The sequence below is a fragment of the Alkalibaculum sporogenes genome, from assembly GCF_009362815.1.
GTDB lineage: Bacteria > Bacillota > Clostridia > Eubacteriales > Alkalibacteraceae > Alkalibaculum_A > Alkalibaculum_A sporogenes.
In genome coordinates, this window is record NZ_WHNX01000002.1 from 153,359 (window position 1) to 170,857 (window position 17,499).

17 protein-coding genes and 1 CRISPR repeat array (1 of these 18 running past the window's edge) are annotated in these 17,499 nt (G+C 32.8%); of the genes, 12 read left to right on the top strand and 5 right to left on the bottom strand.

The genetic code is table 11. The features are described 5' to 3' along the window. Positions 1-328: direct repeats of the CRISPR family, unit length 30 nt; unit sequence CCTTTAATAGAACTACAGTAGAATGTAAAT; it begins 98 nt to the left of the window's first position. Positions 329-407: 79 nt separating this feature from the next. The 4 genes from GC105_RS01730 to GC105_RS01745 all read left to right on the top strand — a co-directional run bounded on the left by GC105_RS01730 (position 408) and on the right by GC105_RS01745 (position 3,339). Continuing rightward, positions 408-653, top strand: a complete 246-nt coding sequence (locus GC105_RS01730) for a hypothetical protein (RefSeq protein ID WP_152801060.1) — start codon at positions 408-410, stop codon at positions 651-653. Positions 654-833: 180 nt separating this feature from the next. Then, positions 834-1,019 (top strand): ATP-binding protein, encoded by a 186-nt coding sequence (locus tag GC105_RS17685; RefSeq protein ID WP_425481511.1) that lies wholly within the window; start codon positions 834-836, stop codon positions 1,017-1,019. A 676-nt stretch (positions 1,020-1,695) separates the two neighbouring features. Next, on the top strand, positions 1,696-2,007 hold the full coding sequence (locus GC105_RS01740; RefSeq protein ID WP_152801062.1) for a PadR family transcriptional regulator: 312 nt from the start codon (positions 1,696-1,698) through the stop codon (positions 2,005-2,007). A gap of 3 nt (positions 2,008-2,010) precedes the next feature. After that, on the top strand, positions 2,011-3,339 hold the full coding sequence (locus tag GC105_RS01745; RefSeq protein WP_152801064.1) for a DUF2812 domain-containing protein: 1,329 nt from the start codon (positions 2,011-2,013) through the stop codon (positions 3,337-3,339). Between the two features lie 68 nt (positions 3,340-3,407). Here GC105_RS01745 and GC105_RS01750 read toward each other — a convergent pair whose 3' ends face one another. Continuing rightward, positions 3,408-3,773: a cation transporter dimerization domain-containing protein gene (locus tag GC105_RS01750; RefSeq protein WP_152801066.1), complete on the bottom strand. Its 366-nt coding sequence runs from the start codon at positions 3,771-3,773 to the stop codon at positions 3,408-3,410. Between the two features lie 476 nt (positions 3,774-4,249). Between GC105_RS01750 and GC105_RS01755 the strand changes: the two genes are divergently transcribed. Together GC105_RS01755 and GC105_RS01760 are read left to right on the top strand one after the other, a co-directional pair. Next, complete coding sequence (locus GC105_RS01755) at positions 4,250-4,957, top strand: LytR/AlgR family response regulator transcription factor (protein WP_152801068.1); 708 nt, start codon at positions 4,250-4,252, stop codon at positions 4,955-4,957. Beyond that, positions 4,954-6,192 carry a sensor histidine kinase gene (locus GC105_RS01760; RefSeq protein ID WP_152801070.1) on the top strand — a complete coding sequence of 413 codons (1,239 nt, stop codon included), beginning with the start codon at positions 4,954-4,956 and terminating at the stop codon, positions 6,190-6,192. Before GC105_RS01755 ends, GC105_RS01760 begins: the two co-directional genes overlap by 4 nt. Before the next feature lie 6 nt (positions 6,193-6,198). Here the strand turns inward: GC105_RS01760 and GC105_RS01765 are convergent, their stop codons facing one another. Both GC105_RS01765 and GC105_RS01770 read right to left on the bottom strand, forming a co-directional pair. Beyond that, positions 6,199-6,348, bottom strand: a complete 150-nt coding sequence (locus GC105_RS01765; RefSeq protein ID WP_152801072.1) for an AgrD family cyclic lactone autoinducer peptide — start codon at positions 6,346-6,348, stop codon at positions 6,199-6,201. Beyond that, entirely contained in the window at positions 6,323-6,907 is a 585-nt protein-coding gene (locus GC105_RS01770; protein WP_152801074.1) for an accessory gene regulator ArgB-like protein, read from the bottom strand. The genes GC105_RS01765 and GC105_RS01770 overlap by 26 nt, the downstream gene beginning before the upstream one ends. Positions 6,908-7,204: 297 nt before the next feature. Between GC105_RS01770 and GC105_RS01775 the strand changes: the two genes are divergently transcribed. The 5 genes from GC105_RS01775 (at position 7,205) to GC105_RS01795 (ending at position 13,856) form a co-directional block, all read left to right on the top strand. Beyond that, on the top strand, positions 7,205-7,765 hold the full coding sequence (locus tag GC105_RS01775; protein WP_152801076.1) for a hypothetical protein: 561 nt from the start codon (positions 7,205-7,207) through the stop codon (positions 7,763-7,765). A gap of 366 nt (positions 7,766-8,131) precedes the next feature. Continuing rightward, complete coding sequence (locus GC105_RS01780) at positions 8,132-9,538, top strand: hypothetical protein (protein WP_207706922.1); 1,407 nt, start codon at positions 8,132-8,134, stop codon at positions 9,536-9,538. Positions 9,539-9,557: 19 nt separating this feature from the next. Further along, positions 9,558-10,958, top strand: coding sequence for a hypothetical protein (locus tag GC105_RS01785; protein ID WP_152801080.1), 1,401 nt, complete (start codon positions 9,558-9,560; stop codon positions 10,956-10,958). Between the two features lie 17 nt (positions 10,959-10,975). Then, entirely contained in the window at positions 10,976-11,749 is a 774-nt protein-coding gene (locus GC105_RS01790) for an ABC transporter ATP-binding protein (protein ID WP_152801082.1), read from the top strand. Next, the gene (locus GC105_RS01795) at positions 11,727-13,856 is read left to right on the top strand and encodes a hypothetical protein (protein ID WP_152801084.1); all 2,130 of its coding nucleotides are present in this window, start codon (positions 11,727-11,729) and stop codon (positions 13,854-13,856) included. The genes GC105_RS01790 and GC105_RS01795 overlap by 23 nt, the downstream gene beginning before the upstream one ends. 874 nt (positions 13,857-14,730) lie before the next feature. On the opposite strand, the gene GC105_RS01800 is transcribed toward GC105_RS01795, so the two are convergent. After that, positions 14,731-15,594, bottom strand: a complete 864-nt coding sequence (locus tag GC105_RS01800; RefSeq protein ID WP_152801087.1) for a cation diffusion facilitator family transporter — start codon at positions 15,592-15,594, stop codon at positions 14,731-14,733. Positions 15,595-15,993: 399 nt separating this feature from the next. Here GC105_RS01800 and GC105_RS01805 point away from each other — a divergent pair, with 399 nt between their 5' ends. Beyond that, positions 15,994-16,581 carry a DUF4878 domain-containing protein gene (locus GC105_RS01805; RefSeq protein ID WP_193708232.1) on the top strand — a complete coding sequence of 196 codons (588 nt, stop codon included), beginning with the start codon at positions 15,994-15,996 and terminating at the stop codon, positions 16,579-16,581. 175 nt (positions 16,582-16,756) lie between these two features. On the opposite strand, the gene GC105_RS01810 is transcribed toward GC105_RS01805, so the two are convergent. Next, positions 16,757-17,389: a corrinoid protein gene (locus GC105_RS01810; RefSeq protein WP_152801091.1), complete on the bottom strand. Its 633-nt coding sequence runs from the start codon at positions 17,387-17,389 to the stop codon at positions 16,757-16,759. Positions 17,390-17,499: the final 110 nt, after the last annotated feature.

A 17,499-nucleotide genomic window follows, 5' to 3' on the forward strand; every position in this document is an offset into this window, starting at 1 on the left:
TTAATGTGTTTAACTGTAGGGTCGATGGTATACACCTTTAATAGAACTACAGTAGAATGTAAAGGTTCAACCCCGGCTTACGCTCCTCAACAGCAAATTGCCTTTAATAGAACTACAGTAGAATGTAAATATACATTAATACCTTGTACAGAAGAGTCTTCAAGTCCCTTTAATAGAACTACAGTAGAATGTAAATCTAGAAGAGCAATTATCAATTCTTGGTATGCTACAAGCCTTTAATAGAACTACAGTAGAATGTAAATTAACCTCTAGATGTGATTTCTTTTCCGCATTCTTTCCTTTAATAGAACTACTGTTTATGGTAATTTAAAAGTGGTCCAGTAATTCGATTAATATTAATTGAATTATGGTCCACTATTTTATTATAATCTTTCATATCTGAGGATATGGGAGGTACTAAGGGCGTTATTAAGTTAATGGACAATCACACAATTATTAAATTAAATAAGGAAGGGTATTCTAACCGAAATATTTCTAAAATGTTTCCTATAAACAGAAAAACAGTTACAAAATATTGGAATGAATATGTGGAACAACAAACATTATTAGAAGTTGCACAACCATATGATGTAACTAATATACTAGAAAAAATATCCACCAGCCTATCACTCAGAAAATCGGTCATGGTGTAAATACTCAACGAAACTAGATGACTATATTGATGAAATATTAGAAGATATCAGTGCCAAATTTAATGATTGAATTAAAAGAGGCAATAGTCTGAATTAACTAAATAGTTATAAAAAGAAATTCGAAGAATACAATTTAGTAATACTAGATGAGTTGGGTTATGTTTCTTTTCAGGATGTGAAATACTATTTACTTTATTATCAAATAGAAATGATAAAGGCTCTATTATAATTACAACCAATCTAGCATTTGATCGTTGGGAGGAAATATTTATCGATCCAATTCTAACAGGCGCTATGGTAGATCGTCTTTCATATCATACAAGGTCATACTATGGATATATCAAGAGAAACAAGTCATCGTTATGAGGAAATAGTTGTATGGATAAATGGAAAGAAGTAGTGGACCGTTTTTGAATTAATATTTGGACCACTTTTCAGTTGACAAATACATTATAACCATATATTTAAATTAAGGTTATTCATAGTAATATCCGGCTAAACACTTGTTTTAATCAAAATATCTTGGGTATATATAAAATAACAAGGAAATGGTTATTTGAAAAGGAAACTTTAATCCTTATATAATCTAATTGATAGGATACTAATCGATAAAAGATGAAACCTGACGATTGTCCGTATAGGAATCGGAGGAAACAAACTAGTGATAAAAAAACTAGATTTGGAAGTAAGCGAATTGATCAAGAACCTATCATATGGAAAGATAAAAGTGATTATTGAACCTTACAATAAACCAAAATCTTTGAATAAATAGGAAAGGATGATGAAATGACAAGTGAATACAATACGTAAAGAACAAATTCTCATGAAACTATGATGAATTTGTTCTTTATTTTTTTTTGTTGAAAAACATTTTGTTATTCTGAGTAATGTAGTCAAAAATATTTACTTGTAAATAATTATTGTGTACTAAAAAAATTAGTACATGTTAATGTGGCAAAAACTAGTTGACATTATTTACAAATGAGAGTAGTATATTAATATCGATACACGATATCGAGTATAGATATTGTTGGAGGTTATAATGGCTAGAGAACAATTTCAAAATTTAACTGAACCTATGTACTACATTCTACTTGCCTTGACCAGGGAATGTTGCGGAGTGGATATTATGGATATGGTTTCTCAGATCTCTCATGGAAGGGTGAAGGTAGGTCCTGGAACCCTTTATACTTTACTTGCAAAGTTTGAGCTAGCTAAGATTATCAAACAAACCAAAGTTGAAGGTAGAAAGAGGTCCTATATCATAACTGAAAAAGGGATGGAATTGCTTCGAGATGAATATGAGCGATTACTGACCTTAGCAACTGAGGGAAAAACTTTTTTGGAGGATTGAGTGATGGCTAAAAAGGATTATATGAGAAAAATATTTGTATTCCAACCTTACGAATGTGCAGCAGTGGAAAAATATTTAATGAAAATGGCTTCCGAAGGCTGGATGATAGACAGCATTAAGGGGCGTGGCTCTACACCTTGTATATTTGTATTTTGTAGGATGAAACCTACACAACTAACATTTTCAGTAGATTATTTTCAGCAGGGCACTATCTTTGATGAACAGCCCTATATCCCTACTATGGAATACATAGAATACTGTAAACAAGAGGGATGGAATCATGTTTGCACAAAGGGCAAAATGCAGATTTTCTATACGGAACTAAAAGAGCCGCTACCTATTCAAACAGATGAAAAATTGAAATTCAAAGCTATAAATAATGCCTTTCTTATGCAAAATAGTTATATATGGCTTGTCATATTATCTATCAGTGTTTTATTTTATCTAATAAACTCAAATTTTGAAAAGCTTGTTACCCGATATAATTGGCTGATAAGTACATGTGTATACGTTCTTATGATAATAATTGCACTAATTATTCTTGCAGATTATATAAAATGGCGAATTTGTGCTAAGAAAAATTTAAAATCAACTGGCAAACTCAATCTTAAAACTAGAAGACAATGGATTACAGTCCTGCATTTAGATGCCCTGCTTATAAGTGTTTTTTTAATAATAATGTATACACTTTCTCCTAATAAGTTGATATTATTAACTATTCTCTTATATTTAGGAATCTTACAAACGTATTACTATTTCTATGAGGATAGAAATCATAGCACTAGAGTTAATAAACTCATTTTTGGGGGGAGGATATTAATTAATGTATGTGTAATTATTATGGTAAATGTAATCATTTTTTCATCTAACATGAATCAATGGTCAATTGATGAGACAAAACAACAGTTGATAGATCCATTACCAATCAATGAATCCAATGAAATAAGCTATATCGGTAATAGAATAGATAGCCAAGAAACCTTTTTAGCACAATTAAGTACCTATACCTATTATTACGAATGGAATAAAGTAGAAAATTCCCCGATAATAAGATTAAAAGTTTTTGAGAGCCCTTATAAGTGGATAACAAGTAAATATATAGATGGTAGAATCTCCGGTAAAAAATACGATTACTCATTCCATGAAGGTGATCCAGTCCCATGGGGAGCCGAAAAAATGTATAAAATAGAGGGGGAGTATCGCGGGTGGAAGAATACTATTATTCTGGTTTATAAAAACAGAGTACTAGTTTTAGATTCACAATCGGAAATCCCCTATACTAAGGAGAATATAGAGAAAATTAATAGTATTCTTGAAAAAGAATCGGATTAGTTTCTTCACCTTTTGATTAAGCAAAATAGTCACTATATAAAAGGTATGTCGGTATCGGGCATACCTACTCACAATAAAGGTTCTAAGTGTACTACTAATTGAACATTCTTTTCTAGATGCACTATTAATCTTTCTCCGATTGAATGAACCATATCATGGGATTGTTGTATACTCATGTTGGGAGCAGTTAAAATATACATATCAATGAAAACCTCATCTATCCTTCCTCGACTTCGAATTTTATGAAAACCTTGTACTTGAGAATATTGATACAGGATTTTTTTTACGATTTCTTCATCAACTGCACGTTTATCTACTAATACATCACAGTTATCTATAAATATCTCATAGGCTGCATGTAATATAATCACTGATATACCTAGTGATACTATTACATCAATTATTAGTGGAAAGCATAGTTTAATACATATCATAGTAAAATTAGTTAATGTTTAGAATTAACTAATTTATCTTTATATATCAAGGAATTATTATTTCTTAAAGTGCTGCTTTAATTCTAAAACACTGTATCCTATTTTTAGTAATAGAAAAATATTTTCAAACTCCTCCTACAATACACATGATTAGTGCTTAATCACCTTATTTTATTGTATCTGTGCTTGCATTAAATTTGTTACTATAAAAGTGTAATTTCGCAACAGATTGTAGAGTTTGTAACTAAACAAGTTAGTTGATAAATTTTGTAAATATAATAACTTTTTTGTAATGAATTATTGTATAATGATTACAATTATAATAATTTTATAACTAGATATACAAAGTAAACCGTATATATTTCAAAAAATAAAGTGATGAATGTGATTTGTTTCAAATTACATAATAGATTAACTAGAAAATTATATACTACTTAAAAAATAGCTATAAATAGATAAAAGGAGGCGATAAATTCATGAAATCAATTCTTGTAGTAGAGGATGAATTGATTGTCCAACAAGGAATAAAAAAAATATTACTATCTATTGATTCACAATTGAATATTATGACTGCTTCCTATGGGAGCAAGGCTTTGCAAATCGCTAAAGGCAATCAAATTCTAGCATTTCTTATTGATATTCAATTATTGGATTACAATGGCTTACTATTGGCAGAACAGATAAGAGAATTGGATAGATATAAATTTACGCCTATAGTATTTGTAACGGCAATACCTACGAAAGAAATAATAGCTTATAAACAGTTCCATTGTTATGATTATATTATTAAGCCATTTACAGAGGAAGAGATCAGACAAACTATGGACCCTATTATCAAACATTATATGGCACCTGTAGAAAGTGAAAAGGAGACTCTACAGTTAAAACAAGGAGAAATTATCTATAACTACAGACAACAAGATATCATCTATATAGAATCAATCAATAGAAAATTAAATATAACGACAACACGTGAAGTTGCTACCTTTTCGAAATATACATTGAATACCATTGAAAAAGAATTGAGTGACAATTTTATACGATGCCATAAAGGTATCATAATAAATACATATTATATTGAGAAAATCGATATGAAGAAGATGAATATCTATGTAAGAAATTTTGATCAGCCATTACCTTTGGGAAGAAAATATGTAGATGAGCTAAAAGGGGCGTATTTATGAACCTTATGCAGTCCATCTTATTTTCATGGTTTGATTTATTAGGATATGTTCTGATATCCTGTAAATTATTTAGGGTGAAGATCACTGGGAAAATGTATTTTTATATTTCTATATTTTCCATCATTACGGGAACCATTAGTTATTGGGCAGAAGGCAGCTATGCCGTAATTCTTATTGGAATACTTTTATTTGTTTTTCTTTTGGGGATATTTCGGAATAGTATTGTGAGAACGATTAATGTCTACATCATTAGTACAATACTACTCAGTATTTTACAACTTTTAATAATATTAATCACAAAAAATATTCAAGATTTCTTTGTTGTGGGAATCATTAGCCAATCGGTGTCTTTGATACTGGTATTGCTGATATACTTTAAAGTGCCTTTAGATATTTTTATGGACTTTGTACTAAGTAAAAATAAAACATTTTTGTATTTGCAGTTAAGCTTATTTTTTTTAACTTTTCTTTTACTTATTTTCTGGCATGTCAGTAAAGATCAATTCTTAAATAATATAGGCGTAATCGCTGTATTGTCTATAGCCATAATCATTATTAATTTTGTTATTTTAAATAGGGGACTGAATAATAAAATTCAAGAGGAAGAATTGCGCATTTATCAAATATATAATCCGATTGTAGAGGAACTGATCGACGAATTGAGAGCAAGGCAACATGAATTTGATAATCAACTGCAAGCAATGCATATGTTGATTACCACGGAAGATACAAAAAAAGATGTACGGGAATATTTAAACCAAATGAATGAAAGTACTGTATTAGGAGATTTGATTAAAATAGAAAATAAGCTTGTAGCAGGACTGCTATATAGCAAAAAGAAACAAGCTATTGATCAAGGGATAGAATTTGAGATTCGACAAAAGTTATACTATATTCATGGAAAAATGAAAGAGTTTGAGTTGGTAGAAATATTGGGAATCTTGTTGGACAATGCCTTTGAAACTAATGTAGATAACAATAAAGTAATATTGGAAATGAAAAAAGTGGAAGATAACAATGTAATTAAAGTGATGAATAAACATTCTTATCTTCCTAAAAAAGTAATGGAGGGGCTCTTTATAAAGGGAAACACCACAAAAGGCAAAGCAAGGGGATATGGATTATACCGCTTAAAATCTATTTGTAAGATGTGTGATGCTTCCTTATTGGTGGATAATGTAATGATTAAAGAAGAAAATTATGTAATGTTTGAAGTTTCCTTCTCAGCAATGTAGAATATCTTAAACATTTTGTTTTAATGATGCAGGGCAGTCTGGTTCCCCAAACCAAAGTATAGACGCAGAGCCACTAACAATCAGTGTAGCTAGTACAATCAATAATTTAATTATATTGAATATTGTTTTATCATATAAGCTTTTTTGTTTTTCCATGAATTTGAACTCCTTTCGCTAAAATGAGTTGAATTGATTGAAATAGCATAACCCATATCCCGATTGTAAAAAAATATAAGCCATTTGTTATTTGGAAGAGAATAAAATAGAAGGTGAGAATTACAATAGCTGTAACCTTAAATTTTGTTCTCTTTTCTTTTGTATAACTGGGGCGTTTCTCACAAGTTAATGGTGCTAAAAGGAGAACCGCTAAAAGTGCGACTACAAATGATAGAGTGTAAAAATTATAATTAATAGGGACAGTATTATGAAAGCAAATAATCGCCCCAAAGAATAATCCTGTGAAAATTAAACAAGCCCAATAAGTTTTAAAATGCAAACCACCTGAAAAAGGTCGAATGGTGCATAATGCAATCATAGAATAAAGGAGCTCCCATTGTTTATAGAAAAATGAGGAAATGAAAAATAGAATTACACATTTTGAAACTTCACCAATAATAACTTCTAGTGAGTATCTCAACTTCTCTTCTTCATACGGACCAAATTCGTAGTACTTGCCAAAATGCCCTTCAATTCGATTTACAAGTTGATTTATCATAGTCTCACCCCCATTTTGAAGTAGTTTATCATAAAAATTCAAAAAAAACTTCAATCATGTATAAACGACACCTATAGGTGTATAAAAAGTAGTGTCAGTGCATAAACAGCCTATATTGGTGCGCGAAAATCATTTTTCATGTTTTTAGACACCCATAGGTGCTGTTTACGCACAAGGGATTGTAATTGTGGATTTGTTTGATTAAGATAAGAGTAGTATACATATTAATGAACGGAAGTATAAGCTCGTAAAAATGATAATATATCATTTTATATATGAAATAGGAGCTGATTGTAAATGAAGAAAACATATAACAAAAAATTTATTTTATTGATGTTAATCACGTTGATAGCGACTGGTGGATGTACAGTTAATGATTACCCTATTTATCACTTTACTGAATCAGCATCTATTTGTGTACCGGGTTCAATTGGAGATAGTAGAACGTTAGGAGAGTCGTATCTCGAAAATAGGGGGGATCGTACCATTACTATTTTGGAAGTGACTTTAGTTAATCCGATAGATATGTCTATAATAGAATCTTCTATATTGAACGTAATAGACGAAGAAAATCCCAATGAAACTACTCTTGTAGGAGGAGTGTTTTGGCCTCTGGAAGAGCCTCCTTTACATTGGGATAGCCGTGTACCAGCAGAGGGAGCAGTCCTGAAACCAGGGGATGAGGGAAATTTGGTGCTGGCGGTAACTTCTCATGCTACCGAAACAGCTACCGCCGAAGCAATCCGCATTGTTTATAAAGACGAAACAGGGAAAAAATACAAACAAGATACGAATGTTAAATACTTTATTTCTTCTTTGGATTGCAGTGAAGCAATTAATCTAGATTCAAAAGAGTAATTGTAAAAAATTGTTTTTTCAATAGTCACTCTTAATAAAAAGTATATATGACACTAGAATATAAACAGACTGTTCTATAATCAATTATTGGTGTTGGAACAGTCTTTTATTATATGGAGGTGTCTAAAAAGTTGTGTCGGTGCATAAACAGCCTATATTGGTGCGCGAAAATCATTTTTCGTGTTTTTAGACACCCATAGATGCTGTTTGCGCACAAGGGATTGTAATTGTGGATTTGTTTGATTAAGATGTGAGTAGTAGAGGAAATAGATATCAATAATTTATTGTATTATATAAAATTTTCTACAATGCTATTATAATCGAAGCAAACTATGGGATCAAAGGAAAGTGTAGAATATGAGAAAGATGGGATTTAAAATTTTATACAGTCTTGTAATTTTACTGTTTGTATCTGCAAGCATGTCAGCTTGTAACTCACGACCTATATCAGAATCTTCTATTCAATTGAATTCATCTGTTTCGGAAGAGGTAGTATTGGGTGCCGGGTCGTTTGGGTTTACTTATAGTGTCGGTGAATACGGCCTATTTTATCATAAAAACAACAAACTGCAATATTATGATTTAGAAGCGAAGGAGTCCTATGTACTCTGCAGCAAAGCTAACTGCAGTCATTCAGATGCAAGTTGCGGTGCGTGGTACAAAAACATGGATGATGCAACAGGTCTTGCCATGTACGGTGAGAATGTATATGTTATAAAATTAAATCCCGATAGCAACACCTATGATCTCCTTAGCATGGATCCTACAGGGAGTAATCAGAAAGTAATTTACTCCTTAGATGTTGGAGAATATAAGCCTGGGTCATGGGTTGCAAATGATATTGGAGATGTTTATTATGCAGGTGGAATGGCCTGGTTTTCAGCGCAGTACCAATATATAGGAGAAGTAACTGAAGAAAGCAATGAATTTGATTATTTTGAAAGTACCATTGCCCTTGGCGTCAACCTCCAAGATGGAACAACGATTATGCTCAATGAGTTGCCTGAGGACAAGGTCATGTACGAGTCCGAGGACAATGCAAGATATGAGTTTGAGTTGGTATCAAAGGATTATGTACTGGTCAGCAAAAATTGGAATACAACAGAGCAATTGTCCCAGAAGGCTTTCTATGAAGCCTATGAGCAAGGTGAATTTGAGGAGTTTGGCAATGCCGCAGACCCACAGTATGAGTATTTGATGTGGTATCAAGATCACAAAGAGTCGATGTTTTTATACCTTTTATATGATGTGCAAAATGGAGAATGGACAGAATTTGAGAGTGGAAAACATAAAGCAGATTATGATGAAGATGGTCATGTATCGGGATATCATCTTCCATATATCTTTCTTGGCACATACGATGGTAAATTAATATATCAAATTCTAGACTACGAAGACCCAGATATTCCTGTGTATCTCTTAGATGTAAAGACAAATGAAAGGGAGCAGATTTTAGATATAAAAAACGGTGGAACTCTTGTTACCGCTAATTCCGGGAATGTCATTTCAAGTGTAATGGATGACGAAAAGATATTATACTGTCTTTTTACGGAAAATGAGAAAGCAGATATTTTCTATTACAACCTTAGGACAAAAGAACATGTTGAATTATTCCAAGATGATAGAAGGATAACCTTTCGCATGATTGGCGAAACAGCAGACAAATATATTGGTATTATATACAGTCCTGTTTCTTATAACCCTACGGTTTACATGATTGACAAAGAAGACTATTACAATGGAGATTTAAAGGCAGCAGAAAAATTATTCTGACCAAAGGAAAATGTAGAATATGAGAAAGATGGGATTTAAAACTTTATACAGTATTGTGGTTTTACTGTTTATTTCTACAGCAATATCAGCTTGTAACTCCCGACCCATATCGGAGTCTTCCATTCATTTGAATGCATCTGTTTCGGAAGAGTTAGTCTTTGGTGCAGGATCATTCGGGTTTACATACAGTGTCAGCGAATACGGCCTCTTTTATCATAAAAACAACAAACTGCAATATTATGATTTAGAAGCGAAGGAGTCTTACGTGCTCTGCAGCAAAGCTAACTGCAGTCATTCAGATGCAAGTTGCGGTGCGTGGTACAAAAACATGGATGATGCAACAGGTCTTGCCATGTACGGTGAGAATGTATATGTTATAAAATTAAATCCCGATAGCAACACCTATGATCTCCTTAGCATGGATCCTACAGGGAGTAATCAGAAAGTAATTTACTCCTTAGATGTTGGAGAATATAAGCCTGGGTCATGGGTTGCAAATGATATTGGAGATGTTTATTATGCAGGTGGAATGGCCTGGTTTTCAGCGCAGTACCAATATATAGGAGAAGTAACTGAAGAAAGCAATGAATTTGATTATTTTGAAAGTACCATTGCCCTTGGCGTCAACCTCCAAGATGTAACAACGATTATGCTCAATGAGTTGCCTGAGGACAAGGTCATGTATGAGTCTGAGGACAATGCAAGATATGAGTTTGAGTTGGTATCAAAGAATTATATAATGGTTAGCAAAAATTGGAATGGTATAGAACAATTGTCCCAGAAGGATTTCTATGAAGCTTATGAGCAAGGTGAATTTGAGGAGTTTGGCAATGCGACAGACCCACAGTATGAGTATTTCATGTGGTATCAAGATCACAGAGAACCAATGTTTTCTTACCTTTTATATGACGTGAAGACCGGAGAGTGGAAAGAGTTTGATAGTGGGAAATATGAACTCAATTTCGACGATGACGGTCATGTGGGAGGAGTTTATTCTAAATATATCTTTTCAGGTATATACGATGGTAAATTAATATATAAAATTCCAGACTACGAACAAGAAGATGTTTCTGTGTATCTTTTAGATGTAAAGACAAATGAAAGAGAGCAGATTTTAGATATAAAAAACGGAGGAACTCTCGGTACCGGTTATTCTGGTATATTTGATGATGAAAAAATATTATACTGTCTTTTTACGGAAAATGAGAAAGCAGATATTTTCTATTACAACATTAGGACAAAAGAACATGTTGAATTATTCCAAGATGATAGAAGGATAACCTTTCGCATGATTGGTGAAACAGCAGACAAATATATTGGTATCATATACAGTCCTGTTTCTTATAACCCTACGGTTTATATGATTGACAAAGAAGACTATTACAATGGAGATTTAAAGGCAGCAGAAAAATTATTCTGATCAAAGGAGTATAAAGGATGGAGCTCATTATAGAGAGTTTGCGAAAAAATTATGGACAGAAGGAAGCCTTGAAAGGGGTCAGCTTTGCTCTTCATCAAGGAGTTTATGGTCTTCTGGGACCCAATGGTTCAGGTAAAAGCACCTTGATGAACATCCTGACCGGAAACTTGCAAGGGACTTCTGGCAAGGTGTTGTGGAACGACCAAAACATCGTGCAGATGGGAAAAGACTATCGTAAGATTTTGGGATATGTACCCCAGCAACAGGCGTTATATCCCGATTTTACAGGGGTAAGGTTTTTATCCTATATAGCAGCACTTCAAGGATTGACATCAAGAGAGGCGAAAGAGAGAATTCACTATGCATTAGATGTGGTAGAGTTATCTGATGTATCAGGAAAGAAGATTCGAACCTATTCCGGAGGAATGAAACAACGATTGCTGATAGCTCAAGCAATATTAGCAGATCCCAAACTACTCATTATGGATGAGCCTACAGCCGGTCTAGATCCCAAGCAGCGTGCCTTAATGCGAAATCTGATTGTGGAGATTGCTTCCGACAAAATTGTGTTGATTGCTACACATGTAGTCTCTGATGTTGAATGGATTTCTAAGGAAATATTATTGTTAAAAGAAGGCGAGCTTATTCGTAAAGGCAGCAGAGATTGCCTAGTTGAGGAAGTAAAAGAAAACATGGATTCGGTCATGAAGAAAGACGCAAAAGAACTTGGGCTGGAAGATGTCTATCTATATTATTTTGGGGAGCAGTATGATGAAACTGATTTACTATGAAGCCTGTAAGATATTCCATAGAAAAATTGCCTGGGTGGTGATTATCGGCTTGATTCTTGCAAACGGCCTAATTATCCATTACCAGATTAATAGCGTAAATGAAGAGGGATATTCTATAAAAGATATTGCTCTCGTTTATGAAGAATTAGAGGGGAAAAATACTCAGGAGCAGAAAACATGGCTAGAAATCGAAACGGAGCGATATTTTCAGGGAATACAGGATGGAGATGAAACCTATTCTTATGGAATGGATCGTGTTTTTGGTCTGATTTATGAACAAATAGAAGCAGTTTCTACTTATGATCAATATCTTGCGGACATCGATGAGCAGGCGGAACGGATGATGAAGTCATCTCTTTTTGCAACGCCTGATACCTTCTCCTATAGGAGCTTACGATTGACTCCCCAAGCATATGCACATCTGAAAGGGATAGAGGTGACTGTAGAATTTTCCAATGGAGCACTCCTCGTAACAGACAATAGATTAACTGACGCCTTCCTCCTCTTGAGTTTGGTGATACTTGCCATGCACCTGCTGATTTCAGAAAGAGAAGAAGGTACACTGCCTCTAATCAAGGCGACAAAAAGGGGATGTGCAAGTACTATGTTGGCCAAGGCGGTAATTTTGATGTTATTTACCGCTTCTTTCACATTGATATTTTACGGAACCAATCTGATTATAGCTGCAAATGAAGTAGGTTTGGGGGACTTAGACCGAAACATTCAATCCCTTGAGGGTTATCTTTCCAGTCCCTTCAAGATTACAGTAAACCAATATATAGGATGGTTTTTTGCTGCTAAATTCCTCGGTGTATTTGCCGTACTTTGTATGTTCTTTTTGATTTGCATTATATGCAGAAACAATACATATTCCTGCCTTGGGGGCATCATTCTCTTTGGGGTGGAAGCTTTATTATCGATGAATATTGATATCCATTCGTGGCTTAGTCCTTTGAGCCGGTTTAATCTAGTGGCGTTGTTGGATACAGGTACTTATTTTTCTAACTATATAAATATCAACCTATTCGGTTATCCGGTAAACATAGTTACTTCAGGAATATTAACAGCCATTGCTGCGATGATTATTGGCATTGTAGTGGGAATAGATAGATTTGTCAAAGAGACCTCTTCTGATGTGAGGCGAAATTGGATAAGAGAAAAACTTGAAGGAAGAACCATACTGTTTAGAGGGAACCATTTTAATCTATTGCGTCATGAGACATACAAGCTCTTGATTATGAATAAAGGTCTTTTGATTTTACTAGTATTTATGGCGATACAATTCTTGTATTTCGACAATATGATGAACTTTATCGATCAAGAAGAATTCTATTACCAAAAGTATTCAACGTTTCTTGAAGGAAATCTGACAGAAGAAAAAAGTATATTTTTGCTTCAAGAACAGGAAAGATTCGAAACAGTAGAGAAAGAGCAGGAGCTCTTATCTACAATGTACGAGAATGGTGAAATCGACGAAAATTATCTGACTTACCGTCTTTCAGCTCTTGAAATCAATGGATTTGAAGAACGTGCTTTTGAAAGAGCGCAAAATCAATATTTTCAATTGAGCACTTTGCAGCAGAAGAATATCCCTGTGGCTTATGTTTACCAAACGGGATGGAATCAATTATTCGACCAGGAAGGAAACAGGCTCGATTTTATAGATTATGGAAAAACATTTTTCGTATTGATTTTATGTCTTTCCTCCTACGGAGCAATAGAAAAAATGACGGATATGAATAAAATCATAGCCGTTTCTAGCAAAGGAAGAAAAGGGGTAACAAGAAGGAAGGTATTCATATGCATTTGTTTTGCCATAGTCTCCACCGTCACTTCCTTCTTACCGAGGATTGTCTCGGTATTTCAAATCTATGGTGTACACGGATTAAGCGCTCCCGCTAAAAGCATTATGGAAATAGCATGGGCGCCCAATGGACTTTCTATTCTAAACTTTTTTATTTTGTATCAAACCATGCGTTTGATTATAGTAGGGCTGTCCAGTGTGTTTATCTTTGTCATATCTCATAAAACCGGGAATACGATAACAACAATGTTGATTTCGGCGGCAGTATTATTACTGCCTGTTGTTACAATGCTGTTAATATAAAAGAAAACTACAATATACTATTATAATAGGTGAATCAAAGATAGTAATATCCCTGTTATACATATGTTTCAATCAAAATATCTTGGGTATATATGTAATAACAAGGAAATGGTTATTTGAAAAGGAAGCAATATTCCTTAGTTAATCTGATTGATGGGATACTAATTGATAAAAGATGAAACCTGACGATTGTCCGTATAGGAATCGGAGGAAGACAAACTAGAATTAAAAAACTAGATTTGGAAGTAAGCGAAACGATTGATTAAGGATCTATCAAATAGAAAGATAAAAAATATTGTTAGCCTCAAAAAACCATACCTTTTATAATAAATGACAAAGGATGATGACATGACAAGTAAATACAGTACGTAAAGAACAAATTCTCATGAAATTATGATGAATTTGTTCTTTATTTTTTTGAGAAAAATTTGTTATCCTGATCGATAATATTTGCACGGTCCAGAAATTATACCTATTTATTACGAATTAAATGAATAAGTAAATACCCAGATAGTAAGAAAAAAAGTTTATAGTTATTACTTTATGATTAAGAAATATATACATGACAGAACATCCAGTACAAAATATGATTTCATATATTATGAAGGTGACCCAGCCTCTTGGGGAGTGAAAAATATGTATCAAATAGATGGGGAGTATCGTGGATGGAAGGATATTATTATTCTGGTTTATGAAGACAGGGTAGTAGTTTTGGAATCGCATTTGAAACTTCCCTTATACTAGGGTAATGTTGAAAAAAAAATTGAATAAGAATTTCAATAAAAAGAATCAGATTGATTCCTTCAACTATTAGGTAAATAGTTATAATTAAATTAGGTGAATATAATAGGGAAGTGGGACTTTTCTATTATATTCACAACAAAGGCTCTAAGTGCACTACTAATTGAACATTCTTTTCTAGATGAACTTTTAATCTTTCTTCGATTGAATGAACCATATCATGGGATTGTTTTATACTCATGTTGGGATCAGTTAAGATATGCATGTCAATGAAAACCTCATCTATTCTTCCTCGACTTCGAATTTTGTGGACACCTTCTACTTGAGAATATTGATGTAGAATGTTTTTTATTACATCTTCATCAACTGCACGTTTATCTACCAATACATCACAGTTATCTATAAATATCTCATAGGCTGCATGTAATATAATAACTGATATAGCTAGTGATACTATTACATCAATTATGGGAGGAAAACCTAGCTTAATAAAGATCATGGTGAGTAAAACACCAATAGATACGTAGACATCACTCTTGGTGTGGATTGCATCAGATTTTAGGATTTCACTTTTTAGTTTTACACCTTTACGGTACTCGTATTTTGTAATGAAAATATTAATGCCGATAGCAAGGATTAATAGTAGTAAATATTGAGTTGATATTTCTGGTGTAGCAGGGTTAATAAATCTATTTAATGATTCAGAAGCTACTTTTATGGATATCCATAGCAACATTCCAGCAATAACTAAAGTTGATAGAGTTTCGAATTTTTTATGTCCATAAGGATGATTGTCATCAACTGGTTTTGAGGCAAGCTTTATACCTATTAATCCTATAATATTTGAAAATCCGTCAGACATAGAATGGAAACCATCTGCTGTTAAACTAACGCTGTTAGTTATGCTTCCTAAAATTATTTTTAATATGGCTATAATAATATTTGCTATAAATATTATTATAAGGACTTTTGAGATACTTTTATATCTATTGTCCAAAATGACACCACCTTATTGAATTAGCTTTTAAGTAGTTGCGACTGCATCTATAAGTCAAGACTGATATTACATTATATGTATAACAGATATTTGTGATACATATTTATAAATTAATATTAATAAGTAATCTATGTAATTTACAGTAAAATATTAATCAATAATAAGTTTAGATTTAATGTTTGATATTAACTTAATTTCTTTATGTTTCAAGGTATTAATCCTTCTTAAAGTGCTACATTAATTGCTGAAATTACTTTGTTCTAATTTTATTTTGAGTAAGGTATTGTAAGGGATGTTTCACTGTATAGTAATATAATATATAAAAAAGAAGGTATAATAGAGATAAATATAGTAGTATATAAGTAAAGAAATATGATTTTCAAAGAAAGGTGGCAAATAATGAAATTGTTAAAAAAAATAATAGTAGTGGTACTATTCCTTACGTTAGTTGTAGGACTATCTGGATGTACAAACCAATCACCATCAGATTCTGTAGAATTGTATCTAGAACAAGTGATAAAAGGGGATAGCGGAGAACTAACAAAATTATTACCAGAATCATTTAATCAAGATGAATTTGAAATTGAAGACCTAAATTCATATGAATCTACTCAAAAATTTATGGATATACTGAAAGAAGTAACCTATACAATAAATTCTGAGTCAATTGAAGGTAATTCAGCCAAGGTAAATGTAACGATCAATGGACCTGATATGCTAGTAGTGATAGGTGAAGTATTTCAGAAAATAATGTCAAGTAGCATATCTCAAGCTATAGAAGGTATAGAGTATACAGAAGAAGAAATGACTAAGTTATATGATGGTTTAATATTTGAAAGTCTAGAAAATGTGAAGTATACAGAGAGAACAGGAGATATAACATTATTGCAAATAGATAACAAGTGGGAAGTAGAGGAAGATATTACATTGATTAATTTATTAACAAATATAGATGAATCCATATTTGACATTGATGAATTAAAGTAAATTAAGTTTTATATAAAAATGACAATTTCTTTTTAATATTAATTTATTTATAAGGAAGTATTGTAAAAATTAAATTTGCTAAATATTAAAGTGAGTAGGGGAGACTAGAGAAAAAATAATTAATGGTTGGATATAAAATTATTCCAACCATTAATTATTTTTTTTATATGGTTGTTTAAGCTGTTACTAATTCTTTAGATTTTACAGCAGCACTACCTGCATCAGGAGCATAACCATCTGCGCCAATTTCAGCTGCATATTCAGGAGTTACAGGTGCACCACCAACGATAACTTTAAATCCAGTTAATCCACTAGCTTTAATAGTTTCTACTGCTTCTTTAAGTGCTGGCATTGTTGTTGTAAGAAGACCAGAGCATGCAACTAAAGTTACATTGTCATTTGCTTTTATTGCATCAACAAATCCATTCGCTGGTACGTCAACTCCAAGGTCAACCATGTTAAATCCTGCACTTTCAATCATCATTGATACAAGATTTTTGCCTATATCATGTAAGTCTCCTGCAACTGTGCCTATAACGCATGTACCTAATGAAGACGCGCCATCACTAGCCATAAGAGGCTTAAGAACTTCAACACCTTTTGACATCGCTTTTGCTGCTATAAGCATTTCTGGTACGAAAATTTCACCCGTTGAGAATTTGTCTCCTACGACACCCATTGAGTCGACCATAGCTTGTAGTATATCTTCTGCAGCATTTCCTTGATCTAATGCTTCCTGTACCAAACCTGGAACTAGTTTAGTTTTACCTGCTTCTACCTTAGCTTTTACTTCTGCAATCTTTGACATTTATTACTTCCTCCTTTTATATATGTTAACTTTTAATTGGTGAGCAAATGTTTTTTAGACTATTTCATCCTATAGTCCCAATACCCAGTATTATTTATTAGCAAATTTTA